The organism is Stieleria neptunia (genome assembly GCF_007754155.1).
Lineage (GTDB): Bacteria > Planctomycetota > Planctomycetia > Pirellulales > Pirellulaceae > Stieleria > Stieleria neptunia.
Map to the genome: position 1 here is coordinate 8,539,420 of NZ_CP037423.1, position 25,918 is coordinate 8,565,337.

At 60.9% G+C, this 25,918-nt stretch carries 16 protein-coding genes; 11 read left to right on the forward strand and 5 right to left on the reverse strand.

Annotated features, from left to right (window positions below; all coding sequences use genetic code 11):
• Positions 1 to 65 precede the first annotated feature (65 nt).
• The gene (locus Enr13x_RS29740; protein ID WP_231743854.1) at positions 66 to 1,544 is read left to right on the forward strand and encodes a hypothetical protein; all 1,479 of its coding nucleotides are present in this window, start codon (positions 66 to 68) and stop codon (positions 1,542 to 1,544) included.
• Here the strand turns inward: Enr13x_RS29740 and Enr13x_RS29745 are convergent.
• The 4 genes from Enr13x_RS29745 to Enr13x_RS29760 form a co-directional block, all read right to left on the reverse strand.
• On the reverse strand, positions 1,541 to 7,561 hold the full coding sequence (locus Enr13x_RS29745) for a hypothetical protein (RefSeq protein WP_145390465.1): 6,021 nt from the start codon (positions 7,559 to 7,561) through the stop codon (positions 1,541 to 1,543). The two genes, Enr13x_RS29740 and Enr13x_RS29745, sit on opposite strands and share 4 nt — an antisense overlap.
• Before the next feature lie 510 nt (positions 7,562 to 8,071).
• Complete coding sequence (locus Enr13x_RS29750) at positions 8,072 to 8,734, reverse strand: hypothetical protein (protein ID WP_145390466.1); 663 nt, start codon at positions 8,732 to 8,734, stop codon at positions 8,072 to 8,074.
• Positions 8,734 to 9,291 (reverse strand): orotate phosphoribosyltransferase, encoded by a 558-nt coding sequence (gene pyrE, locus Enr13x_RS29755; RefSeq protein WP_145390467.1) that lies wholly within the window; start codon positions 9,289 to 9,291, stop codon positions 8,734 to 8,736. Before pyrE ends, Enr13x_RS29750 begins: the two co-directional genes overlap by 1 nt.
• A 140-nt stretch (positions 9,292 to 9,431) precedes the next feature.
• A complete protein-coding gene (locus tag Enr13x_RS29760) occupies positions 9,432 to 10,763 on the reverse strand; it encodes a L,D-transpeptidase family protein (protein ID WP_231743855.1) in 1,332 nt (443 codons plus the stop codon).
• A 448-nt stretch (positions 10,764 to 11,211) separates the two neighbouring features.
• Between Enr13x_RS29760 and Enr13x_RS29765 the strand changes: the two genes are divergently transcribed.
• From Enr13x_RS29765 to Enr13x_RS29780, 4 genes are all read left to right on the forward strand, one after another.
• A complete protein-coding gene (locus Enr13x_RS29765; RefSeq protein ID WP_145390468.1) occupies positions 11,212 to 13,263 on the forward strand; it encodes an FAD-dependent oxidoreductase in 2,052 nt (683 codons plus the stop codon).
• Positions 13,264 to 13,265: 2 nt separating this feature from the next.
• Complete coding sequence (locus Enr13x_RS29770; protein WP_145390469.1) at positions 13,266 to 14,684, forward strand: cytochrome c3 family protein; 1,419 nt, start codon at positions 13,266 to 13,268, stop codon at positions 14,682 to 14,684.
• Positions 14,685 to 14,729: 45 nt separating this feature from the next.
• Complete coding sequence (locus Enr13x_RS29775) at positions 14,730 to 15,347, forward strand: Tll0287-like domain-containing protein (RefSeq protein WP_231743856.1); 618 nt, start codon at positions 14,730 to 14,732, stop codon at positions 15,345 to 15,347.
• Positions 15,348 to 15,434: 87 nt separating this feature from the next.
• A complete protein-coding gene (locus Enr13x_RS29780; RefSeq protein ID WP_145390470.1) occupies positions 15,435 to 15,869 on the forward strand; it encodes a globin family protein in 435 nt (144 codons plus the stop codon).
• 295 nt (positions 15,870 to 16,164) lie between these two features.
• Here Enr13x_RS29780 and Enr13x_RS29785 read toward each other — a convergent pair whose 3' ends face one another.
• Positions 16,165 to 17,865 carry an alginate export family protein gene (locus Enr13x_RS29785; RefSeq protein ID WP_231743857.1) on the reverse strand — a complete coding sequence of 567 codons (1,701 nt, stop codon included), beginning with the start codon at positions 17,863 to 17,865 and terminating at the stop codon, positions 16,165 to 16,167.
• 622 nt (positions 17,866 to 18,487) lie between these two features.
• On the opposite strand from Enr13x_RS29785, the gene Enr13x_RS29790 reads away from it, so the two are divergent.
• The 6 genes from Enr13x_RS29790 to Enr13x_RS29815 all read left to right on the forward strand — a co-directional run bounded on the left by Enr13x_RS29790 (position 18,488) and on the right by Enr13x_RS29815 (position 25,916).
• Complete coding sequence (locus tag Enr13x_RS29790) at positions 18,488 to 19,969, forward strand: CmpA/NrtA family ABC transporter substrate-binding protein (RefSeq protein ID WP_145392762.1); 1,482 nt, start codon at positions 18,488 to 18,490, stop codon at positions 19,967 to 19,969.
• Positions 19,970 to 20,221: 252 nt separating this feature from the next.
• The gene (locus Enr13x_RS29795) at positions 20,222 to 21,337 is read left to right on the forward strand and encodes an ABC transporter permease (RefSeq protein ID WP_145390471.1); all 1,116 of its coding nucleotides are present in this window, start codon (positions 20,222 to 20,224) and stop codon (positions 21,335 to 21,337) included.
• 89 nt (positions 21,338 to 21,426) lie between these two features.
• The gene (locus tag Enr13x_RS29800; RefSeq protein WP_145390472.1) at positions 21,427 to 22,359 is read left to right on the forward strand and encodes an ABC transporter ATP-binding protein; all 933 of its coding nucleotides are present in this window, start codon (positions 21,427 to 21,429) and stop codon (positions 22,357 to 22,359) included.
• A gap of 107 nt (positions 22,360 to 22,466) precedes the next feature.
• Positions 22,467 to 23,318, forward strand: coding sequence for an ABC transporter ATP-binding protein (locus Enr13x_RS29805; protein ID WP_145390473.1), 852 nt, complete (start codon positions 22,467 to 22,469; stop codon positions 23,316 to 23,318).
• Between the two features lie 21 nt (positions 23,319 to 23,339).
• Complete coding sequence (locus tag Enr13x_RS29810; protein ID WP_145390474.1) at positions 23,340 to 24,188, forward strand: hypothetical protein; 849 nt, start codon at positions 23,340 to 23,342, stop codon at positions 24,186 to 24,188.
• Between the two features lie 15 nt (positions 24,189 to 24,203).
• Entirely contained in the window at positions 24,204 to 25,916 is a 1,713-nt protein-coding gene (locus Enr13x_RS29815; RefSeq protein WP_145390475.1) for a DmsC/YnfH family molybdoenzyme membrane anchor subunit, read from the forward strand.
• Positions 25,917 to 25,918: the final 2 nt, after the last annotated feature.

Below are 25,918 nucleotides of genomic sequence, written 5' to 3' on the forward strand. Positions count from 1 at the left end.
GACGGTCTGGCGATTTCCGTCATGAACCGATTCGAAACCTCACCGATGCACCAAACGGCGGAGCGATGCGACGAATTTCTACTCAAGCGATTCCGTTGGCTTGTTTTACGCTCGCGCTGACACTGCTGACTCCACCATTGGCGCGGTCCGCCGACTACTTTCTAACGATCGGCGGCGGATACTCCCCGTCGGGCAATCAAGCGTCGCTGGAAAACAACGTGTTGTTCTTTCAACGGGTGTTGGACGAAACGAATCTGGATCAGACGCACAACGACGTGTTTTTCTCCGACGGCAGCGCGGACGGCCCCGACGTGCAGGTGATGGATCCGCGATCGATCCCCAAAGCGAATCGATTGATGGCGGAATTTTTTGGCAGTCGATCCTCGCTGGGATTGTCGTATCGTAATCATCGCATCCCGGAGGTCCGCGGCAGTACGCGACCTGAAAACATTCGCAAATGGTTCGACGAAGTCGGCGTCACGATGACCGCCGGCGATCGGCTGCTGCTGTTCGTCACCGCCCACGGCAACAAGAGTGCCGATTCGAACGACCCGTACAACACGACGATCGCAACGTGGAACAATTCTTCGATCAAGATGCGGGAATTCGTCAGCCTGCTCGATGGGCTTGCGGTCGGAGTGGACGTGGTGGCTGTTATGGTTCAATGTCATTCCGGCGGCTTTGCCAAACTGATCTACAACGCGGGAGAACCCGATCGGGGACTCTCTCCACAGCGCCGCTGTGCGTTCTTTGCGACCGTCCATGATCGTCCCGCAGCGGGTTGCACACCGGAAGTCGACGAGGCAAGCTATGTCGAATACAGCACCTATTTTTGGGCCGCACTGTCCGGCCGGTCGCGAACCGGTGATCCGATCGATCCGCCGGACTACAACCACGATGGCGTGGTTTCGTTTGACGAAGCCCATGCCTACACGATCTTGACCGCCGACACGATCGATCTGCCGATCAAAACATCGGGGGAATTCCTGAGCCAGTACAGCACATTCGCGGACGGGGATTCCAAGTTACTCTCCAACGAAGAATCGTATGACCTGGTACTCAGCCTGGCCACAACGACCCAAGCGGCGATTCTCGACGGCCTTTCCGAACAACTGAACCTGACCGGGAACGATCGGTTGGTCGACGCCTGGAAGGCACTCGAGGACGGACGCCGCCGCGGACGTTCCCGACGCCGTGCCCCCGAATCTTCATCGGCACAGTTGCGACGCAAGATCGCCGGCGATTTGAAACGCAGGTGGCCGGAACTGGCCAATGTCCTCAATCCCGTTTCGGTTGAATTGATGACGTCACGTGCCGCGGAGTTTGTCGCGGCGGTCGAGAAGCATCGTGATTACAAACGGTATCGTGAACTGGCCGACACGCCCAAGCCGGACCCGACCAAGCAAAACGTCAAGTACGATCGGTTTCTGCGGGTCGCCGACAACGTGCTGTTGGCGGAAAACCTGAGGCGTCTGGGCGACGAAGAACGGATCGCCCAATACGAAGCGCTCGTCGCCGCCGAATCGGGATCGCTCATCGATTAGGCGTCCCACTGCTGCATCGCCGTCGCGATGCGGCGCAGCTTGGGTTTGTTCTTTTCGATCGCCATCAAGCCGATCATCAACATCACGCCGCTGCTGATGCCGAAGACCCACCACGGCCAAACCGCACCGATTTGTTGTTGGGCATGCCAAACCATGCTGGTCACGCCGATCAACACAAACGTCGTCCCCAAGTACAGGAACGGTTTGACACGCAGTGCCACACCGGCGGCGGCCCCCAGCAGTGCCAGCACGATCAAGACGATCGGTCCCCAAATCGTCGAACCGACCCCTTGAACCAACATGTCCGCCGTGCTGGTCACATAGATCGTCAACGTCGCCGCATAACGGATCGCGGCCGCGGTCTTTGCCCCCAACGACTCGCGTTGAAAATGGGTCGCGACCAACACACAGACCGCCGGCGGGATCAACCAGGCCTGGGGATGCGAAAGGAAGTCCCAATTCGGCGTTTGCACCAAGATCACCCACAACGCCACGTTCCCGATCATGATCGACACCAGTCGCGCCCGGCCGCTCTTCCACAGGAACGACACGACGCCATAGTAGAGGGCCGCCGCGATCAACAAACCTTGATAGGACACGCGGCCCTGGATGTAGGTCCATCGACTGCCGTCGGATTCGCCGAACAGCGACGACACCCACGATCCGCTTAACCAGAACCCGATCACGGGAACCAGGGGCAAGAACAAAGCGGTTTGTTTGAGCGTTTTTTCCAGCACGTCATCGCCACGACGACGCGCCCATTCGGTGATTCCCACGCTGGCAAACGCCAACGTCATCACCACATACGGCCAATACGCCCGCAGCCCCAGATTCGCCAACGGACTCTTGCACAGGAACAGGTGAAACCACGTCAATCCGCCAAACACCTGCGCCGCCACGACCAAGCCGGCACGTTGCCGATCCGTTAGTTTCCAGGCGTCGCGGTAGGAAGACCCCGATCCGCTCAAAATCCCCGCCAACGTCGACATCACGCTCAACAGTGCCAGCGTCGCCGCCATTCCTAACATCAGCGGCTTGACCAACTGGTCGGATTGACCGGCAACACGAACGACGCCTTCTTGGACCAACGTCGCGACCAGCGATCCCATCGCCAGCGAAATCGCCAAAGCAAATCCGCTTCGAACCGCGTTCTTCCATCGTTCCAAGATCTGGGCGCCGAGCAACTTTGGCACGCCGAACGACAATCCGATCGCAACAAACACCCAACCCACGAACCAGCGTGTGGAGAGCGAAACCATCGGATGGGGATCGTCGCCCACGTTCACACTGGCCCACATCGCGATCGACGTCAATGCAACAAACATCGCCAGATGCCGAACGATCTCGCGCCCCGTCCGCTCGGCCAATTCCCCCAGCGAAGCGGCCAACAAGGCGACGCCGCAGATCGCAACCGGGACCAGGGTGCTGGAGTTGTATTCGAACAACAAGTAACTCGTCAGCGCGACGACCAAGATCACCGTGCCCACCGCGACATGCGTCAACACTCGGGCAAACCGCTGAATCGAAATCGATGCGGACAACTTCCCATCGGCAATCAAGCCAGTCCACCAGGCACCGACCCGATTCATCGCCCGGCAAATCCCCGCGGCGGAAAACACGATCGCTGCCAGCGTCATCGGTGCGATCAAACACATCACGGTGACCAAGGTTTCGCTGCGGGCCAACCGGTCGACCCCGATCCTGATGCCCAGCAGCGTCGCCGAAACGAGAACAGTCGCGACCGCCGTCTCGCCGGCCGAGGGCCGTCCGGGCCGACAACTGACCGACAGCGCGACGGCCAGTCCGATCCCCAGTCGCAGCCACAGCAAGGGGTCGTCCACAACCGCCAGCGGGGCGAAGTCGACCGCTGACATCGTCACGGCCAGCAACTCCAATGACAACGCCGCCAGCACCAGCACCGCGGTCTCGCTGTCGGGCAACATCGCACGGCGCCGGCGCGCGTCCGGTTCGTCCGAATCCCGGTCGGGACAGGCCAGACGCCAGACCAACGCCCAGGCCGCGATCCAGGTCAACAGCATCGTCCAAAGCACAAACTCCGATCGAGAATTCGCTTCGACGAGTTGGAACACAAACACCAAGCCGCTCGCGATCGCATACCAACTGAACAACCGAGTGATCACCGTCGATCGTTTCGTGATCGACCGCCCGCGTCCAATCTCTCCATCAGCCAACACGGCCCGTGTCGTGACCAGAATGCCAGCGGCGACACTGGCGATCAAACCGACCGTGGCATCTCGCGTCACCGAACCGTCGAACAAACACAACAGCGTCGCCCCAACGATCAAGATTCCCGCGTGCCACCGGTCCAGACGAACGGATGAATCCCGCACAAATGCCACTCGACAAACTTCGAAAATCGAGACCGCCGCCACTGCCGTCCAAACCATCGGTAACCATTGATGCGGCAATATCGATGGCACGGCGAGTTGCGACAGCCACATCGCGATGTGGCCCGACATCAAACTGAGCGAGATCGGCCATGAGATCGGACCGGCCAAACGCAGTGCCGGACCGACAAGACGATTCCAAAACAGCATGCAGCAGGCCGCCATCGTCGATAGCACCCATCCCGTCGGATGATGCAACTGCATCCACGAATCGTCTCGCAACACGACCCCCGTGATCAAACCGATGGCAGTCGACAACGCGACGGCGGCACAGCCGACGAGCGACACATCGATCGCCCGTGGCAACATCGGTTGATCCGGTTCGGATCGTAAACGCGATGGCACAAATCGCAACGTGACCGCATACACGCCACTGGCGATCGCCGCGGATTGAATCCAGACCCACCACTGGGCCGGCACCCACAACGGCATCAACAGAATCACCACCGCTGGAACCAGCAAGGCCGAGACAATGGCCAACACGCTGGAGCGATCACGATGGCCGAGCCATCCGGACATGATCGCGCCGGTCGCCCACCAGGCCGCAACCGATAGCGTGACAAACCGATCCGGCCGAATACCTTGCTGCACCATCGGCACCCAACCACTGGTCAACAGGCAACCCGACGACACGGCGATGAACGCCAATCCGATGGCGGTCAACACACCACCGCCGGTCGAACCGCCCAACACCATCACGTGATCGCCGGATGCTGATTCACGTCGCAACAAGTCGATGGCAAAACATCCCGCCGCCGCCAAGGACGTCGCCAAAACGAGTTGTTCCGACGGGTCGACCAACATTCGAATCCCGACCTGCCAGCCGATCCAACCGAATCCACTGGCCAAATGCAAACAGGGAAAAACCGATCGCTGGCCGAAGAACACCGCTTCGCCGCGGGCGCCCCAATGCAACACCAGCCCACCGGCCAAGAGCACCGCGATCGGCAGTGTCAATCCGTTGAACAGGCTCGTGGCCGTTCCCGTACCGACGGTGACCACCAGTGATCCGAATGACAGTGCGGCCCCCACCCCCAACAACACCGTTGACGTTTGAATCACCAGCCCCCGAGTCAGAACGTCCCAAGGCTGTTCGGCCGAGTTGTACCAACTGAAGCGAGCGACGAAAGATGAACTCCGTGATCCCTCCGCGACGTTTTGGAATGCTCCGATCAGGGCGTCCCTGCCGGAGATCGCGGCGACCACCAACCAACCGAGTCCCGACCATGCCCAGAACGCTTCGCCGCTGCGCCACGCCGCTACGGTCAACAACGAATCATCGAACCCATAGTGCCCCACCATGACGGCTGTTACGACCAGGTAGCAACGGGCAAAATAAAGATGCAACGTGTTGCGATCGGTCAGCCCGATCCACAGCCAGGCGAGCACACAGGAAAACGACACCGCGATCGCTTTGAGCGTGTTCGCATCGTGAACGGCGTCAACTTCCGTCACGTCAAACACTAACAGAATCGAAACCGCCGCGGCACCGAGCAGGAACCCGGATGCCGTCGCCCGAAACGCCTGCGCCAACGCGTTTTGTTTCCACAAGATCTCGGCGGCCACGATGCCCGCAACCGCGGTTGCCAGCAGCGTCCACATCGCGGGTATCCAGCCCGGAAACGCTTGTCCGATGACCAGCGGTTTCAGCACCGACAACCAGAACGCAAACATCACCGCCGTACCGATTCCCGCGACCAGCTTTGCATCGGCCGGCAACGTGATCCGAGCAGCAGCGACGACCAGGGCAACGGCGGCCGTCCCCAGCAGCACGGGCAACACCCAGCTGGGAATCGCCCCCATCCAACTCGTCGGAGCGACCGTCAACAAGGCGGCATTCGCGGTTGCGTAGGCCAGCCAGGCGGCCGCGGTAAAAGTCATCGCCTTGCGCTGATCTGCCGAACGCAGCAGCAACGCGATCCCGATCGTGACCAAACCGATGCCCAACGACGCCAGCATCGGTTCGCCACCGATCAATCGCTTCCAGACCGGAAACTGGGACCAGGCGAGATCATTGGCCCAGGCCGGCGAACTGAGCAGGAACGCCATCGAGACGGGCGCCGTTGCGATCACCGTCCAATGAGGTGCTCGCAGAACAAACGCCGCCAACACAGCGGCGGCGGAAAACGAAACCGCCCAGGTCCAAAGCCAGCCCGGTGACGTCATCATCGGAATCAGCAACGTGCCGCCGGCCAACAGCCCCAGTGACGCCATCACCGTTCCGCCGAGCGCCAGCTTCGGCCGTCGACGATCACCCGCAAGCGATCCCGCTGCCGCCGCCAACAACACCAGGCCGGGAAGCGTCGACACGGCCAGCCCCAACCAACCGGTATCAAAGCTCCGCAACATGAAAGCGACGTATCCGGCAAGCACCGCCAGGGTGAACGCGGAGACGCCGATCACCAGCGCGCGGCGCCACGACGTATTGCCTTTCAGTCTCCCGTGCACGTTTCGCGGAATCAACCAGGTGATCGCGGCCGCGACGGCAAACGATCCCGCGTACGCGACGAATCCGGCCGATACGTCCCACACACGTACCGCAGCGGGAACGAACGGCAGCACCGCGGCCGGACCGGCGACGCCCAACGTCATCGCCGGCGCCGCGGACGAACCGACCAGCGCGCGACTGGATTGCCAAATCAACGTGATGTAGATTGCGGCGGCGCCCAGAATCGACAACACGGTGATCGGATCATTGAGCATCACCGACGCATCATCGATCCCTCCGGTCGACAGTCCCGTCAAGATGCCCAAGGGCACCAACAGCATCGCGATCACAAGCGTCGCCCGGCTGGTATCCTGCAACCGCCAGCGAAACAGCGTGTACAACCCCGCGCCAAAGATCGCGGTGTTGCCGGTCAAAAAGATCAACGAAGGGATCACGCGGTGCATTTGCGTGATCGTGGTCCACAGACTCATCACCAGCCCGATCGAACAGACGACGATCAGCAATCCCGCGATCAACTCTCCCCATCGAATGTTGTGGGCCGCCAAGAATTCGGCAAGCGATTGGCCGAGCGACGCACGTGGCGACAGCATCGTCGGCGTTGATGAAACCGGTCGGTCGGTCGCAGTGGAGGGTTCGCCGACCGGCGTGGCGGCGGCGGCAGTCGGACGCGGCGCCAGAAAATCGTCGAGTGTCGGTTGGCGTTCAGCCGCACCGTGGCCTTCGGTGTGTGCCGCAATCGCATCGGCGGACGAAGCCGTCGGAGAGTAAATCGCGGCGGCGTCAGAGGCTGCAGCGCCGACCACGTTGTCGTCGGGCGTGGCTTCGACGACCGCGGTTGGGCGCTCAAGCCCTGGATCGGATGCGGGCCCTGAATGGGATGTGGTCGGTTGGGCAGTGCTCTGCCAGGGGGCGTGACCGAGCTGGTCGATCTTGGTGCGGAGTTTCTGCGCTTCGGCGGGACTGATCAGCAGCGCCGCAGCCATCCGGCTGATCACGCGGTTTGCAGCCTGGACATCCTCGTCGCGATCGATAACGTTCCTCGCCGCATCGTCGCCGCCTGCGATCGCGTGGAACAGTGCCGCGACGGCCAGCCATGACAGATGACCGACCAGCGTGACAATGATCCAAACGATGGTGATTGCGATAAAAACGGTCATCACGGCGGGTCTCGATGGAACGTCAGAAGCCAAAACGTTGCTCACGGGTTGGAAAGAGCCCACCTTTCACTCGACGTTTCTAGCTATTTCATACGCATTTCCCGCCTAAGACCCGAATTTTGCTGGGGTTTGAGGATCTCGGAGGGATAGCAGCCAGTCAGCCGGAGGTGAGCGCCGCGACGCGGCCGGAAAGTGGGTTTGCCCCCGTCCAAGGTCATCCCCCATTGGCATGCGCGACGTGGGGTAAGCTTCCAGCTTGCCATCCGTCACGCACCGTGTGACGTACCGGTCTCGTTCCCAGGCTCTGCTCTACGCCGTGAACGATTTCTTTCCTGTGTTTTACAAGGTGTTAGCGGCAGGGCGCGAGCCCTCCGGTTCCACAACGTTGCAAAAACACCGGAGGGCTCGCGCCCTGCCGCTAAAAAATCGTTCACGGCGCAGGGCTCTGCTTGGGGGACGCGTTCGCCGGCGGAGCCGGCGAGGACGGCAAGCAAGATGCTTACCCCACGGCCGCTACGCGGCGCGATACAGAATGCCAGATCGGTTGCGTCCGATCGGCTCGATCGCCTGGGTGTGCTTGAGCACATACGCGATTTTTTGTGCGAACCACCGCGGGCGGCCGGTCACCCGCGCGATGTCTTCGGTCGTAAACGACTCGGTCTGGCGATCCAGTCCCACCAGTTCAAAGAGATCATCGGCACTGCGAAGTTCCAACGTCGATTCGATCTGTTCGAGTGAAACATCGGCGACTTGATAGTCTTTGCGCCAGCGGCGTCGATGTCGGCGGCTGGGGACACGCGTTTGTTCCACGTGCAGCAGCGCCAATTCCAAAATCAAATTCGGATGCGGAAACACGCGCGTGAAATAGATCAAGTCTTCGAACAGATCCAGCGTGTCGCCGCGTTTGGGACTCATCCGTCGCGACGTCACTTTTCCGCGCGCCGTCTTCTTCTTGGCGATCCGAGTTCGCAGGATGATCGGTTTGACCACCCGGACGGTGTGGCGATGCAGCAGCGCGTTGATTTTGGATTTGATCGCCGAAAGGGACGCGCATTGCACTTCGATCAATTCATCGTTTCGAACCGCATCAATCCGATAACGCCCGACGACGACTTCGGTTTGTGACGCGTCACAGGCGTAGTGGAGTTTCAACTGTTGATGCAGCGACGTTTCCACTATTCCGGCTCGATCCCGAAATCGCGAATGGTGGTCAACGTTTTGAGTTTCAATCCGCGGGCCGCAAACGCGGCTTCGCCGCCGGCCAGCCGGTCGATGATCCCGATGACTTCGCGGACCTTGAGCCCGAACGCTTCGGCCGCCTCGACGGCTTTGAGCGCGCTGCCGCCGCTGGTGATCACGTCTTCGACGATCACCACTTCCTGGCCGGGTTCCACTGGCCCTTCGACCTGTTTGCCCATGCCGTGCCCCTTCGGTTCCTTGCGAACCATGAAACCTTTCAGCGGCAGATCTTGTTGTCCGGCCACGGTGACGATCGCGGCGGTGATCGGATCGGCGCCGATCGCCATCCCACCGACCGCGGCCGGCAGCGGACCGGATGCCTGGATCTCCGCCAACATCCCGGCGGCGACCAAGCCCGCACCCTTGGGATGCAACGTGATGCGTCGACAATCGAGGTAGTAAGAGGCTTTTTTGCCGCTTGCCAGCGTGAATTCGCCACGCTGGAGCGCTTCGGATCCCAGAAGATCGATCAAGTCTTGTTTGTTGTACGTCATGCCATGATTCCCTGCGTGATTCGGCGCCGGCAAGCTTGCTGCCCGGCCGCCTACGTTCTGTCCGGTCGCCTACGTCCTGACCGGAGGGCTCGCGCCCCACCGCTAACAATAAACACCCGGTTTGGTGCCAAAGTGCATTGTTACCGGCGAATCGTCACAGAGGAACCCTGGCTGAGAATCCCATAGATGTCATCGGCGTAGTCGCCGGCGACACTGATGCACCCGGCCTGGGTCGGCTGCACCGTGTTGGGGCTGCCGTGGATGCTGATCTGTCCCCCCAAGTCCAACCACATCTTGCCGTAGGGGTTGTCGGGGCTGCCGGCCGGAACGGGAACGCCGGAGCGGTCATAGTACACGTGCGAGGTCTGTTTCTCTTGGACGGTGTAGGTCCCGGGTTTGGGGGCCGGGTCGTTTCCGACGCCAATTTCGAATCGTCCGGCGTACAGATCGCCGAGGAACAGCGTCAATTGTTGCCCCGTCAAATCGACTTCGGCGCGAAACGGTCCACGGACGATTTTCAGTTCCGTTCCCGGAAGCACCGTGACCGGATCATCCACCTGATTGATGTTGGCCAGCAATTGCGAGGGCACTTCGTACTTGTCGGCGATCTCCACCAAGGTTTCGCTGGCGGTCACGCGGTGCGGCGGTTCGAGCAAATGCCGTCGCGAATAGATCACCTCGCGGGCCAGGGGATCAAGCCGGCTGAGTAATTGTTGGCGTTGATCGGGCGACAGGTTTGGCATCCCGTAAAAAACGCTCAGCGTGGCCAAGGCTTCTTTCAGCTGGCCCTTGACGAACATCGCATCGGCCGACTTGAACGCATTGATCAGTCCACGGTTTTCGCCGGCGGGGGGATTGCCCAGTGTTTCGACCGCCGTCGTCGGGGAGTTGTCGGTCATCGTGAATCCGGCCGGGCCGCCGTTGAACGCAGCGCCACGCGTCGGATCAAAGGTCGCAGCGGCCGCGTCGGGATCGGGCAGGCGAAAGTCGCCGGGCGTCGAAGCGTACGAATCCACCGGTCCGGGCGTCACACCGGGTGCGCCCGGATCGACCGCGGGCAGCTTGGTGATCGTCGCCGCGGCGGCCGAATTGCGATCGACCGAGGATTCCAGTTTCGGTGGCAAATCCGCAAACGAACTGCCAAAGGTCCCGGAATTGGCACGAGCTGCAGGAGCAGGCGCCGAGTTGGCGGTTGAGCTGGGCAGGGGACTGGGCATCGGGCTCGGCAGCGGAGCCGGTTGCACCATGGCTTCCGTGGACGCGGTCAGCACACCCGGTGGCGGCTCGTCGAGCTGCAATCCGCTGGCGACCGCTTCGCCGGCCCCAAAGGCGGATCCGCCCGCCTCTTCAATGACCAAGATTTCCTCGATCTCATCGGGCAGCGGTTCGGGCGGAGTGGTCAACGACACATAGCCGCCGTACAAGACGGTGAGCATCAGAACGACAACGGCGGCGGTTTTTATCGTTTGCACGACAGTCCTCCATGACGGATTCGTGCGAAAATCAAGCGGGTGAACGATCAAGGATCACGTCTAGCGGAATCTTCCCCCGCGTTTCTAGATCAGTTTGCAAGAATTCACGACCATCGTTCGCAGATCGTTCGCTGATCGATCCTCCGCTGCCGCGCACTTAGGCAGATCGGCTCGGACGTGCACCGGATTCGCGCTGGTTCCAGCAGACTCGGATCCGCGTCTCACATAAAAACCTGCACGCTAAGGGATACTTTTAAAACCTTCGCCTTGCACTGTGTCGAATTCGATCAGCGCCGATCCGCTAAACCTGCACCGTTGTGCGGATTGGCGCAACTCTTGCGTGCGGAGGTGACTCGGTCGGCCCTTGCGAGGCACAGCAAGCCCGTCCAGGGAGGTCAACCGAAGTCGATCTCCACGGTTCCTTCCCCCGGTTTCACCTCCCCCGGACATGGTTACCGCGCTGAACGCCCCTCTCGCAAATCGTCAACAGGTCGGTCCCACCACCGCCCAGCGTCACACTGCGTCCCAACAGCGCCCCCGGCTGGTGATCGTCGGCGGCGGAATGGCAGGTTTTGGGTTATGCGATCGCCTCGTCCGCAGTGGTGTCATCCAGGGTTATGACGTCACGGTCATCGGTGACGAACCGCTGCCGGCGTATGACCGAGTCAACTTGTCCACTTACTTCGAGGGTCGCTCGGCGGAAGAGCTGTTGTTGGCGCCGCGGGATTGGTACCAGAAACATCACATCGAATTGGTGACGGGGCGTCGCATCGAGCGGATCGATCGCGAGCAACGGATGGTGTTTGATCAGGACGGGTCGCTCTATCCCTACGACCAATTGGTCTTGGCGACCGGATCTCACGCCTTCGTGCCCCCGATCAGGGGTTGTGATAGCGAAGGTGTGTTTGTCTATCGCACGATCGCCGACCTGGAATCGATTCGCGACTACTGCGCGTCACGAAACGTGCGTCGAGGTGGCGTGATCGGCGGCGGCCTGTTGGGTTTGGAAGCCGCCAAAATCCTGATGGACCTGGGGTTGTCGGTCAGCGTGATCGAAATGGCACCGGGATTGATGCCGCGACAACTGGACGCCGACGCCGCAGGACTGCTCAAACGCAAGATCAAGAGTTTGGGCGTTGATGTCCAGCTGGTCCGCCGCACCGAATCGATCGCTGTCGTCGACGAGGGGATACGCATCGAGTTTTCCAACGCAAGTGATCTGCACGTCGACTTGCTGGTGGTCGCCGCGGGCGTGCGTCCCAACGACAAACTGGCCGAAGCGGCGGGTCTTGAAATCGGCCCGCGTCGGGGAGTGAAGGTCAACGCGTGTTTACAGACCAGCGATCCGGACATTTTTGCGATCGGCGAATGCGCCTCGTTCAACGACCACGTCTTCGGACTTGCCGCGCCCTGTTTTCGCATGGCCGATGTTTTGGCACAGCGGCTGGCCGGCGGCGACACCACGTTCAACGGTGCCGACGAATCAGCGGAACTGAAACTGATGGGCGTGCAAGTCGCGACGCTGGGCACGACGATCGGTGAATTCGCCGGCGGCAACGTGGTCACGCACCATGACGAATCGGGTTATCGAAAACTGTTGACCGAACGGGGCCGAATCGTCGGCGCGTCCTGTGTCGGCCCCTGGGATGAATTGCCACAAGTCAGACAGGCGATCGCCAAACGGGCGCGACTGTGGCCCTGGCAACGCAAACGATTCTTGAACACAGGATCCCCCTGGTCGCCCGGTGGTGCGATGCCGGTCACCGATTGGCCGGCGGACGCGATCGTGTGTTCGTGTCTATCGGTCAGCAAATCGACGATCGTCGAATTGATCGACGACGGCAAACCAGACGTCGAACAAATCGCGCTGGCATGCGGTGCTTCGACCGCGTGCGGCAGCTGTCGGGGTCTGGTCGGCCAGCTGGCCGGCGCCGCGACGGCCGAACCGGTCGTGGTCCCCGGGGCGAGGACCATGATGGTGGCCAGCGTGTTGGCGTTGTTGGCCGGTCTGGCTTGGTGGGTCGTTCCGCCGATCCCGCTGACCGACAGCGTGCAATCGTCGTGGCGAGCGGTCGAATCGATTTGGCGGAGTGATCTCGGTCGCCAGGTCAGTGGATTCACCCTGGTCGGATTGACGCTGCTGGGGCTCGTCTTTTCGCTCCGCAAACGCCTGTCGTGGTTTCATTGGGGATCGTACGGGTTCTGGCGTGCCGCACACGGCGTATTGGGGACGGCGGTGCTGCTGGGCGTCGCCCTTCACACCGGGATGCGGCTGGGACACAACCTGAATTTCTTGCTCGCGGTTTGTTTCTTGTCCGCCGCGACGTTGGGCGCGGTGGCGGGAATCACAAGCAGCCTGGAGAGTCGCGCGTCGGGGAATCTGGGGATGTGGATTCGTCGCTGGCGTCCCCGATTGAGCCGCATGCACCTCTGGGTGACCTGGCCGTTGCCGATCTTGATCGCGCTTCATGTGCTCGGCTTTTATTGGTTCAGCGATTGATCATGAACATTCAAATCCGATCGGCCTGGAACGCATTTCGTCAGTCTCCGCACGCGCCAAAATGGTTGACGTGGGCGGCGATCAATGTCTCGATCGCCGCCTATTTCGGCTTCGGGCTGGTCGCCCCCGCATCGGTCAGCAAAACCGCTTGGCTGCCCGGTGAAACGACGCACGGCCACTATCAGATCGAAATGGATTGCAACGCCTGCCATGACCCGGGGCGTTCGGCGGACGGCCCGAGCGGATCCGACGTCATGCAAGATGCCTGCATCCGTTGCCACGGCGAACAGTTGGATCGGGCCAAGGACACGCACCCGGCAAAGAAGTTTCGCGACCCGACCAACGCCGAACGACTGGCGGTGCTCGACGCGCAAAACTGCTTGAGTTGCCATCAAGAACACGTCCCCGAACAGACGTTGACGATGGGGCTGACCCTGCCGGCCGATTACTGTTGGCACTGTCATCAAGAGGTCGCCGATTCGCGGCCCAGCCACCGCGACATGGCATACGACAGTTGCGCCACCGCCGGGTGTCACAATTACCACGACAACCGTGCGCTCTATGAAAAGTATCTCGATGATCACCACGGCCAGCCGGATCATTTGGAGCTTGCGTCGTTGCCCCGGCGGTCGACCGCCGCGTCGCTCTCGGGCGTCTTTCGCCCCGACCGCCCGCTGGCGATCGATCAAGCCGATCATCCCGCGACGCAATCGGTCGACCAACGCGTGCTGGACGACTGGGCGACAACCGCCCACGCCCGCGCGGGCGTCAACTGCACGCACTGCCACGGCGGGAACGGTGACACGGCGTGGTCCGAAGCCGTCGCCATGGAAAGCTGCCAGCAATGCCATGCCGGCCAGGTCGCCAGTTTTCAAACCGGCAAGCACGGGATGCGGCTGGCCGTCGGGCTGCCCGCGATGACGCCCGACCAGGCCCGATTGCCGATGCATGCCGGCCAGGCCCATGCACAACTGGACTGCAACGCCTGTCATCCCGGTCATCGATTCGACACCCAATTCGCCGCCGCCGAGGCCTGCCTGCAGTGCCACGCGGACGATCATTCGTTGGCCTACCGCGACAGCGCGCACGCGGCGCTGTGGCAAGAGGAACTGGCCGGCAGCGGCGCCGTCGGCAGCGGCGTTTCCTGCGCCAGCTGTCACCTGCCCCGGATCGAAGGCGAGACCGGGATCTGGGTCAACCATGACCAGAACGCAAACCTGCGACCCAGCGAAACGATGGCCCGACAGGTCTGCACGCACTGCCACGGACTGGAGTATTCACTCAGCGCTTTGGCCGATCCCCGATCCGTCGCGTCGTGCTTCGGCGATGCCCCGACCGAACGCATTGAAAGCGTGCAAATGGCGCACGCGTGGTTCCTGCAGCGCCAGGCCAAACGCGACGCCCGTCTCAAGAAACCGTGACCCTGTTTTTCTCTCTTTTTTCGCCACGTTCCCTTTAGGATTTTCATGATGAAATTGAATCGCAACCAACAACTTGCCGCCGCGGCCCTGACCGTGTGCGCAGTGCTGCCCCTGGCGGCGCTATCGGGGTGCAGCAACAGCGAAGCGAGTTCGACACCGTCCGGTGGGATCACGCCCCAACAATTTGCCGATGGCGTGCATGCGGTGATGATGGCCGACCGGACCGTCTACGCGACGCACGTCGTGACGAATCTGAACAAGCAAGACGCCCCCGTCAAAGCGTTCGAATACTGGGAAGACACCGAGAACTCGATTCCGTTGCCGGCGCAGATGTTCCGCATGGGCGCCGAGTTGGTCGACGAGAACCCGGAAGCTGGTTTCACCTACGCCCTGCGCAGCAAATGGCCGCTCAATGACCAGCACCAGGCCAAGACCGAGCTGGAACAGACGGCACTCGATTACCTGAGCGACAATCCCGGAGAGAACTTCTACGGGGAAGAAGAACTCGGCGACCAAAAGTACTTCGTCGCCGTCTATCCCGACCGTGCCGTCGCCGAGGCCTGCTGGTCGTGCCACAACGAACACCCCAATCGCGGCGACGACTACCCCGAATTTGCCAAAGACGACGTGATGGGCGGAGTGCTGGTGCGGGTCCCGCTTTAATCGCTGACCATCACAACCTTCACCGTTTTCCTGGCACGGATGCCACTCTCTCCTTTTTTTTGACACGTAACCACGAGCGTACGACTGATGACTCCCCAACAAATCGATTTGGTTCAGTCTTCTTGGGAAAAGGTAAAACCGATTTCCGAGCAAGCCGCAGAACTGTTTTATGGCCGCCTGTTTGAACTCGATCCGTCTCTGAAACCGCTCTTCAAGGGCGACATGAAAGAGCAGGGCAAGAAGCTGATGGCGACATTAAATCTAGCCGTCACCTCACTGACCAAATTGGAAGACATCCTGCCCGCGGTCCAAGACCTGGGGCGGCGACATGTCAAGTACGGCGTCCCCGACGAGAGTTACCAGACGGTCGGCGAGGCGTTGCTCTGGACGCTCCAACAAGGGCTCGCGGAGGCCTTCACCGACGAAGTCAAGCAGGCCTGGACGATCACCTACGTGACGCTCAGCAACGTGATGCTCGACGCCGCCCATGAAAGCGACGCGTCGGCAGCGAAAGCCGGTTAACGGTGGGATAGGCTTTCAACTCGTTCCCAGGCTCCGCCTGGGAACGCACTTCTGACGAGGCTCCGCCTCTGGCCAGGAGGCAGAGCCTCCGGCCCATCGCGTTCCAAGGCAGAGCCTTGGAACGAGTGGGGTAAGCTTCCAGCTTGCCTTGCGTCACGCACCGCGTGACGTCCCGATCGCGCTCCCGCCTGGGAGCCAATGGGTCGGAAGCGACACATCGCAGGTTCGCCGGCGGAGCCGGCGAGGGTGGCAAGCAAGATGCTTACCCCACTGCGATCTTGTCCCCAGGCTCCGCCTAGAACCGCCACTGGAACTGGGTCCAGAAGAAGTCGGCGTCGGCGTTGGTCGGAACCCCGGCCGTGGTGTCGTAGTAGTCGCCGGCACGGAAGTGCGAATAACCGATTTGGACGTTCGTCCGCGGGTTGATTCCGCAAGTCAGCACCAGATCGATCTCCTGACCGAGTTCCTTGTCCCCGGCGGCATTGGCGGGGTTGAAGGGGGCCATGGTGACACCATATGGCGTCGTGGCTTGATCGAGGAAAAAGTGGTGGTACCAGACCAGCAACTTGACCTTGTCACCCAAGATCGGCGTGATGAACTGGGCGTTGACGTCGTTGATGTTCCGACGTCCGAACAAGTCCATCAGGCCCAAGTATTTGTGAGCCAGTGGGAACAGGTGGTCGAAACTATCGTCCCCGCGTGCGGCCGGAACGTCATCGCCACCGGACGCCCAGTCATACCAGAACCAAACCGTCGGTTTCCACTCGCCACAGCCGGTGCAAATGCTCAACTGTTTGCCCAAGCCGCCGGTAAAGAATCCGGCGCTGTGGTCACCATACCCGGGGCTGTTGGAACCGAACTGGACGCCGCCTTCCATGGCATACAGCACGCCGGCGTCGGACGACCCGGCGACGCGTGAACCGAGCGTATGGTAGTCAAAATCAAGCACCTGGTTGTTCAGTCCCAGGTAGTACGCGTCCACGGTTCCCAACGCGGTTCCGCTGTTGCTGGCATAGACTCCGTAGAAGTCCACGTCCTCGTTGGCGTCGTCGATCTTGCTTTCGTTGGCGGCATTTCGATTGAGCGGATTGACAAAGAACCCGTCGACGGTCCAGGCATCGCCCTTGTAGGTTCCGCGGACACCTTGGAACGAGCGTCGCGTGTTCGCCCAATCCAACGGTGAAATCAACCGCTGGTCGCCGAACAGCAATTCTTGTCGTCCCAGACGCAAGTTCAACGAATCGGTCAGCTTGGTGTCCAAGAACAGGTTCTGGATTTCACCACGATTCTCTTCGATCGGTCGGTTGTTGAACGTCTCGCCGCCCGAATCGGCGTACAAGTACTCGCCGTAGGCGCGGAAATACTCGTTGATCCGCAGATTCGCGAACATCCGATAGCGGGTCAGGAAGAACGAATCGTCGACGCCGGTCAATCCCAGGCCGCGAAAGTTGTTCTCGTTGTGGTAACGCATCCGCGCTTCGCCACCGATGTCCAGCTTGCCGCCCAGCATGCCCTTGAGCGAATCGCCAAAGAACGAAGGGCCGTCGTAGCAGGGATCGTTCAGATAGCTGAAGTTGTTGGCGTAGAACACACCGGCGTAGGCGCTTTTCATCGCTGCCGTCGCGGCGGCTTTTTTCGCCTTGGTGCAGCACGGCGTCGTGCAGCAGTTGCAACTCGTCACGACGGGCGCGGCCATCGAAGCGGCATCGACCGTCGCCGCGGGAGCCGGCTCGTCCATCGGAACGGGCTGTGGCGGGTCCGCTTGGGGGGCATCCTCCAACGGCGCGGGCTCCTCCTGAAAGGCGATGTAGGGGACATTGCCGTACTGTGTATCGGCCACCAATTGGACGTTGCCTTGCGGCGTGTCGGTGGCGTCCAGTACGACCGTCTCGACCAGGCCGTGTGGTGTTTCGGCCAGCGCCGACGGGGCGGCGGTTAAGCCGGCAAGCAGTGCCAACGCGAGCGTGCGCCGGCGAGTGTTTTGATGTGGAGGCATCACGTAGGACTCCTTCCTTACGGAACGGTTAGTCACCGAGGAGGTGACGACTAATGGAATGGCAAGTTCCCCGAGAGATTCGAGCCAGTGCGCAACCGCCTGTCGCACATCACGCCCCATCATCCCGGTGAACATCCGCGTCGGCTCCGGCGAATCCGACCGTCATGTTGTGCTCTATCGTCTCATCGATGACGTCGATTCGTGAAGAATTTCCCGAACCGTGAACAGCCACGACAATCGTTAAAGTCGCGTGATGCACGTGTCGGGGGACGACCTGCAATCCCCTCGCACGATTCCTGTGCAGCGGGGTGGAGTGACTGCCCGCAATCGGTGCAGATCACGATCACCGCACGTTGTCAAGTCAATTCACGCGGATTGGCTTTACGGTGAATCGTCTTACCTTGCTCGGCCACTGTGTCGCACCTCCCTCACGTTGTCGGTCCGGGCCGATCTTGACATCGGCTTTGGCACGTGGCGTGCCTCGCTCGGTCTGTGGGATGACGGAGCAGTCCGGTCATCCTGGTCTCCTCTCCGCACCAAGTGGAGGGGCACCGGAAAACGCCACACCTTTTCCACCACCCTCCTCTGGGAGTTTGCCCAAGTGCCTTTGCGATCCCTTTCCATGCAAGTCCTGCGACATCTGCCAACGTCCGCGCTCGCCCCGCTGACGCTCCTGTTGGTCGGTGCGTTGCAGATCGGCTGTTCTGATTCCAACATCTCATTGGAAGACCTGGAAGCCGCCGCGGCGAAACTCGAAACCACCGCGGGCGAAGACGCCGACGCGGGCGCCGCGGTGATGGAAATCCTGGACGTCGAAAAACCAAACTTGAAATTCGGCTTCATCAAGCTGACCGACTGTGCGCCGCTGGTGATCGCGAAAGAGAAGGGCTACTTCGAAGAGGAAGGATTGAACGTCGAAATCGAAGCTCAATCGAACTGGAAAGTGTTGCTGGACCGGGTGATCGACGGCCAACTCGACGGCGCCCACATGTTGGCCGGCCAGCCGATCGGTGCGACCATCGGATTCGGCACCCAAGCTCACGTGATCACCGCCTATAGCCTGGATTACAACGGCAACGGGATCACGGTCAGCAATGAAATCTGGGAACAGATGCAGGAGAATGATCCGGCGTTGAAGTCCGACACACCGCCGCATCCGATACCCGCGACCTCGCTCAAGCCGATCGTCGACTCGTACAAGCAAGAGGGCAAGGATTTCAACATGGGGATGGTCTTCCCCGTCAGCACGCACAACTACGAAATTCGATATTGGCTGGCCGCCGCGGGCATTCATCCGGGGATGTACACCGAAGAAAACATCCAAGGGACCGTCGACGCCGACGTGTTGTTGTCGGTCACTCCGCCGCCCCAGATGCCCGCGACGTTGGAAGCCGGAACGATCCTCGGTTATTGCGTCGGCGAACCGTGGAACCAACAAGCCGTCGTCAAGGGCATCGGCGTTCCGGTCACCACCAACTATGACATTTGGAAGAACAATCCCGAGAAAGTCTTCGGCGTGACCAAAGAGTGGGACGAAAAACACCCCAACACCCACCTTGCCGTGATCAAGGCCTTGATCCGCGCCGGCAAATGGCTCGACGCAACCGACGAAAACGGCGTCCTGGTCAACCGCCAAGAAGCCGCCAAAATTCTGTCGGGAAAAGATTACGTCGGAGCGGACGAAGACGTGATCGACAACAGCATGACCGGCACGTTTGTCTTTCAAGAGACCGACGTCCGCCCGATGCCCGACTTCAACGTCTTCTTTAAATACTACGCCAGCTATCCGCACTACAGCGACTGCATCTGGTTCTTGACGCAGATGCGACGCTGGGGCCAGATCACCGAAGGCAAGCCCGCGAGTTGGTACGCGGAAACGGCCCAGGAGATCTACAAGCCGGAAATCTATCGCAAGGCCGCGGCGATGTTGGTCGCCGAAGGCAAGGCGTCTGCCGAAGACTTCCCCGCGGAGGACTACGACGGCTATCGAGACGTCACGACAGAGTTCATTGATGGCACCCCGTACGACGCCAAGGACCCGGTGGGCTACGTCAATGGTTTCGAGATCGGCAACAAAGATCCCGAATCGTTGGCCAAGCAGTAACAGACCCCTCGGCGCGATCGACGTGGCACGGACGTCGGTCGCGCCGGCCAAGCTTCTGGAATGTACATGCGCGGTGACCGCCTCGCCGTTGCATGTTCGGGAAGCGGCCATTCGGGTCGGACGTCTCGGTCCGGTGCCAGACGTCCGACCCGGCCGTGGACCCCGGATCGAAACAGATCCCCCATCGAAACAGACCCCGCATCGAATCACTCAACCCGAACTCCACCCCCCAACCACCTTGTAGCGAATCGTATGAATTGGAGAGGAAAAGCACTGAAGTTCTGTGACGTTGCCGGGCTTCCCGCCCTGGAACCGTTCGTCAGACTGCTCGCCGGCGAAGACGTCAAAGAGCAACTCAAAGGGATTGCCAAGTTCGTGGTCTTGCCGGTCGCGGCCGTCGCCGTGTTCCTGATGTTGTGGTCGGCCGCCGCCCGCACGGTGGTCACCGACAGCATGCGGCTGCCCAGCCCGACCGACACCTGGACGGCCGGCAAAGAACTGTTCGCGATGCATTCGGCTCAGCGCGCCGAGGACCTCAAGGTCAAGCAGGAAAAAACGTTGCAAGCCGTCCAGTTGCTCGCCCAAGCCAACGCGGTGGGCAAGCAGGCCGAATCGGCAACGGGCGAGCGGAAAGAAACGCTGCTGGCCAATGCCCTGGTCTTGAAGAAGAAGGCGGTTCAAGCGGCAAACTACCGTCCCTCGAGCGCCCCGACCTTCGTCGACCAGATCGTCACCAGCCTGAAAACCGTGTTCGTCGGATTCGCCATCGCCACCTTGATCGCCGTCCCGATCGGCGTGCTCTGCGGCATGAGCCCCTGGTGCAACGCGGCACTGACGCCGTTCATCCAGGTCTTCAAACCGGTCAGCCCACTGGCTTGGTTGCCGCTGGCGTTCTTGATCATCGTCTGGGCCTATTCCGGGACCAAACCCGGCGACAACTTTTTCGATAAAGCCTTTTTGATTTCCGCCATCACGGTCTCGTTGTGTTCCCTGTGGCCGACGCTGGTCAACACCACGCTCGGCGTGGCAAGCGTCGACAAGGACTACATGAACGTGGCCCGCGTGCTGAAACTTTCCTGGAGCCAACAGCTGTTCAAGATCATTCTGCCGGCCAGTCTGCCGCTGATGTTCGCCGGGCTGCGGATCAGTCTGGGCGTCGGTTGGATGGTCCTGATCGCCGCCGACATGCTGGCCCAAAACCCGGGGCTGGGCAAGTTCGTCTGGGACGAGTTTCAAAACGGCAGCAGCCAGACCTACGCCCGCATCGCATTCAGCGTGATCATCATCGGTGTGATCGGACTGGTGCTCGATCGGATCATGATTTTCATGCGAAACCTGGTCAGTTTCGGTGACCCACAAGCCGCCTAGCCATTGAGACAGGCTTCCGGCCTGTCATCGCCTGAGTTTGACGATCAACCCTTTCTTGTCTTTCGAATCCTTTCAGCCCCGGCAAAACGATGAGCGTCGCAGTCCTCCAACGGCCCCGATCCAAATCGATCGCCAGACCCGCGCCGCCCGATCCGTTGATCTCGATGCGGGCGGTCAGCAAAGGGTATGGGAGTGGTGTCACGCGCAACGCAGTGTTGAACAATATCAATCTGAATTTGCGCAAGGGCGAGTTCCTGGCGATCGTCGGTTTCTCCGGCAGCGGAAAGACGACACTGACCAAGTTGCTGGCCGGGCTGGAGATGCCCGACAGCGGCGAGATCGTGATGGAGAACGAGGTCATCAAGGGACCGAGCGAAGAGCGCGGCATCGTGTTTCAAAACTACTCGCTGCTGCCCTGGCTGACCGTGCGGGGAAACATCGCCCTGTCGGTCGATCGAGTGTTCAAACATTGGTCGCGTGGCGAACGACACGACCATGTCGAAAAATTTATCGAAATGGTCGGCTTGTCACACGCCGTGCATCGCCGACCGCACGAATTGTCCGGCGGGATGCGCCAACGTGTGTCACTGGCACGAACCCTGGCCATGAAACCCAACGTCCTGTTGCTCGATGAACCCCTGGGCGCCCTCGACGCCTTGACCCGCAGCGTGCTGCAGGAAGAGATCCTGAAGATCTGGGAAGAAGAACGACAGACTTGCTTGCTGATCACCAACGATGTCGATGAAGCGATCTTGTTGGCCGATCGGATTGTCCCGCTGAACCCGGGGCCCAATGCGTCACTGGGTCCTGCGTTTTCGGTCGAACTGGATCGACCAAGAAACAAGACGGAGCTGAATCACAACGAGACCTTCAAGGGGTTACGAAACGCGGTCACCAATTACCTGGTCGCCGTGCGGCAAAAGTCGCGTGACGACGAAGCGTTGTCGTCCGAAGCACCGCCGATCGAGTTACCCGACCTGCAACCGCGAAGTCTGCGAATTCCACGCGGACGGGCCGGTTAACCCCGTGGGCCAGGTTTTCGGCCTGCCGCCCGGGTGTCGCCCGGGCCGGCTTGACCACCACCACCCATCCGAACACGAACAACCACAGAACCCCACAAGGCGGATCCATGGCCGGTTATGTAGAAATGTTTCGTCTCGGCAAGACCTACGACACGCCCAACGGGCCCGCGGTCATTGTCGAAGAATTTAATTTGAACATGGCGAAAGGCGAGTACATTTGCTTGCTCGGTCACTCCGGTTGCGGCAAGAGCACCGTGTTGACCATGACCGCCGGACTCAACCCGATCAGCGACGGCGGGATCGTCATCGACGGCCACGAAATCGAAGGGCCGGGCCCGGACCGCGGCGTCGTCTTTCAATCGCCGTGCCTGATGCCGTGGATGACGGCGCTGGAAAACGTGTTGCTGGGCGTCAACCAGGTCTATCCACACGGCAGCAAAGCACAGCGGCGCGACATCGCCGGGTATTACCTGACGTTGGTCGGGCTCGGCAGCAGCCTCCACACACGCGCCTCGGCACTCAGCCAAGGCATGCAGCAGCGTGTCGGGATCGCGCGGGCGTTTGCCCTGAAACCGAAAATGTTGCTGTTGGATGAACCGTTCGGCATGCTCGACTCGCTCACCCGAATGGAGCTGCAAGAGATTCTGTTGGAGATCCTCGTCCGCGACAAAGTCACCACGCTGATGATCACGCACGACGTCGACGAAGCGCTGTTCATGAGCGATCGGGTCGTGATGATGACCAACGGTCCGCGGGCACGCGTCGGCAAAGTATTCGAAATGCCGTTTGACAGGCCGCGGGTCCGCGCCGAGGTCCTCGATCATCCCCAGTACTACGACCTGCGGGGCGACATGATTCAGTTCCTTGAAGATCAAGACCACAAGAAGTTGAAGGCCGACGCGGAAGCCTTGGAAGCGAAAAAGCAGGCCGAACAGGAGCCCCAAGAGGTCGGCGTTTAATCGCGCACCCGATTTAACACTATGATCACTGCCACATCCAATCATTCGTTTATGACCAACATGATCGTGTTGGAAATCGACGACAGCGGTTCGCCACCGACCTGCTCGATCCCGGTCGCCGATCGCGCGATCGCTGCTTCGCTGGAGACGGGATTGCCCTCGATCAAACAGTCCGTCGAGGGAGAAGCGGACGCGGTCGCGATGTGCGTTCCGATCTACCGCTCCGGTGAGATCGCTTCGGTGATCGCTTGGGTCGGCAACGCCAATGACGATACCGTCGGGGTGATGGAGATCTGGCAGCCGATCGGTGAATTCGATGACCTGAACCTCACGCACGGCTATTACGGCCCGCTGGACCGATTCCAAAACGTCAGCTCGTTTGTGCGTTTCGAAAAGGGCATGGGCTTGCCCGGCCAGGTCTGGCGCAACCTCAGTTTCACCATCCACGACAACCTTCCCAGTCATCCCGGTTTCCTGCGTGCGGCCGGCGCGTCCGCTGAATCGTTGCAAGTCGCAGTTGGCATGCCGGTCTGCGGCGACGACTTCCTGGCCGCGGCCGTGCTGATCAGTTCCGACTCCGCTCCGATCGCCCGCGGCTACGAGGTCTGGCGATGCGCCGAGGACCGGTTCCTGTTGGAGTCCCGCGCGTACCAACGCCTGGAACAATCGCTGATGTACCAGGGCGAGCAAAACGTTCCGTTGGAAGGCAGTCTGCCCGGGCTCGCCTATGCCTCCGGTGTCGCCACGATCAGCGAAGATCCCGACATCGTCTACTCGGGACGTCCCTTTCGCGGCGGCCCTTGTAAAGGTGTTGCGATCCCGTTCTTCGAAGAAGATCGCATGACGAACATCCTGACTTTGTTGCTGTAAGGGAACAGAAACGCAATGAGCACTATGCTTCCCGTCGTCAACCGACAGCCCGAATTGGTCGGGCAGTTGCTGCACGAGCAACAACAGCTCAGCGCCGTTGAACAGTTCAGCGATTGGCACAGCGATCACGAGTCGGCCGACACCGTGACCGCACCGGCGCAGGAAAAATACTATCGCAGCCTGTTGCCGGCGACGGCCCCCGGACCGAACGAGCAATTCGCCTTCGAAGTCGACTTGAATGCGTGCAGCGGATGCAAGGCCTGTGTGGTGGCCTGCCACACGCTCAACGGATTGGAAGAGGACGAATCATGGCGGCGGGTCGGGACGCTGCTGATCGGCGACCCCGATTATGCCGACGCCGCCGCGATCCAGCATGTCACCACCGCCTGCCACCACTGCGAAGACCCCGGATGCCTGAACGGTTGCCCGGTCAAAGCCTACGACAAAGACCCGGTCACGGGGATCGTCCGCCACTTGGATGACCAATGCATCGGTTGCAAGTACTGCACGATGATGTGCCCGTACGAGGTGCCGCAATACAGCGATCGCCTGGGCATTGTTCGCAAGTGCGACATGTGTCATCAACGTTTGAGCGTGGGCGAAGCACCGGCCTGCGTTCAGTCCTGTCCGAACGAGGCGATTCGCATCACCGTCGTCCCGACCGACAACGGTCCATCCGCTTCGCATGAAACACTCGTTCCCTCATCGCCGTCTTCAAACCTTACCGGTCCGACGACGCGCTACGTTGCCGAATCACCGCTCGATCCCGCGCGGACACGTCCCCAGGACGAGAACGTCGACGAGGTCGCCGAGAGCCATTGGCCGTTGGCGGTGATGTTGGTCGCGACACAGATTTCCGTCGGCATCCTGATCGCGGAATCGCTTTCCACGCTGGTGCTGACCGCCGTGGGAATCAGCGTCCCGGACGCCGTACCGATCGCCGCCGCACTTTCGGCATTCGCGATCGGCAACATCGGGCTTGGGATCGCTCCGCTGCACCTCGGCCAACCGCTTCGCATGTGGCGTGTCTTTTTGGGTTTAAAGACCAGTTGGCTCAGTCGCGAAGCCGTCGTGTTGGGCAAGTTCATGGGACTGCTGGCCGGGGCCATCGCGTTGCTCCTGCTGCCCGTGGTCTGGGACTGGATCCCGACGTCGATCCAACAGTGGATTCCGACCGAATGGATCCCCGCGTGGGCCGGGCGGGCATTGCTGGCTGCTTCGATTCCGGTCGGACTGGCGGGATTGTATTGCAGCGCAATGATCTACATCGCGACCAAACGACGCCCCTGGCGCGGCGCGCGAACGTTGCCGCGTTTCTTCGGCACCTCGCTGACTTGTGGCCCGATCATCGCAGCGGTCGTGTTCGCGTTTGCCGGATTCGGCATCACCGCGGCGCTCTTGTGCCTGGCCGGTGCCGCTGCCGGCTGGTGGAAATGGACGCGTGAACGCCGGCTCTATCGAACCCCTGCCGGTTCCGATGATCCGTACGACCGGCGTTCTCGGCGGCTGGTCCATCAGCATCTCGGTGAGACGTTGCGGATGAGAAACTTCAGTGCCGTCGTCGCCACGCTGCTGGCGGGATTGGCAGTTGTCCTGTGCCCGTGGTTGCCCATGGCCGGCGCGGTCTGTGCCGCGCTGTCTGCCGCGGTCTGGATCGCCGGCGAAAACCTGGAACGCCTGCTGTATTTCCAAAGCGTTGTTTACGACCGCATGCCGGGCACACTTTAAGA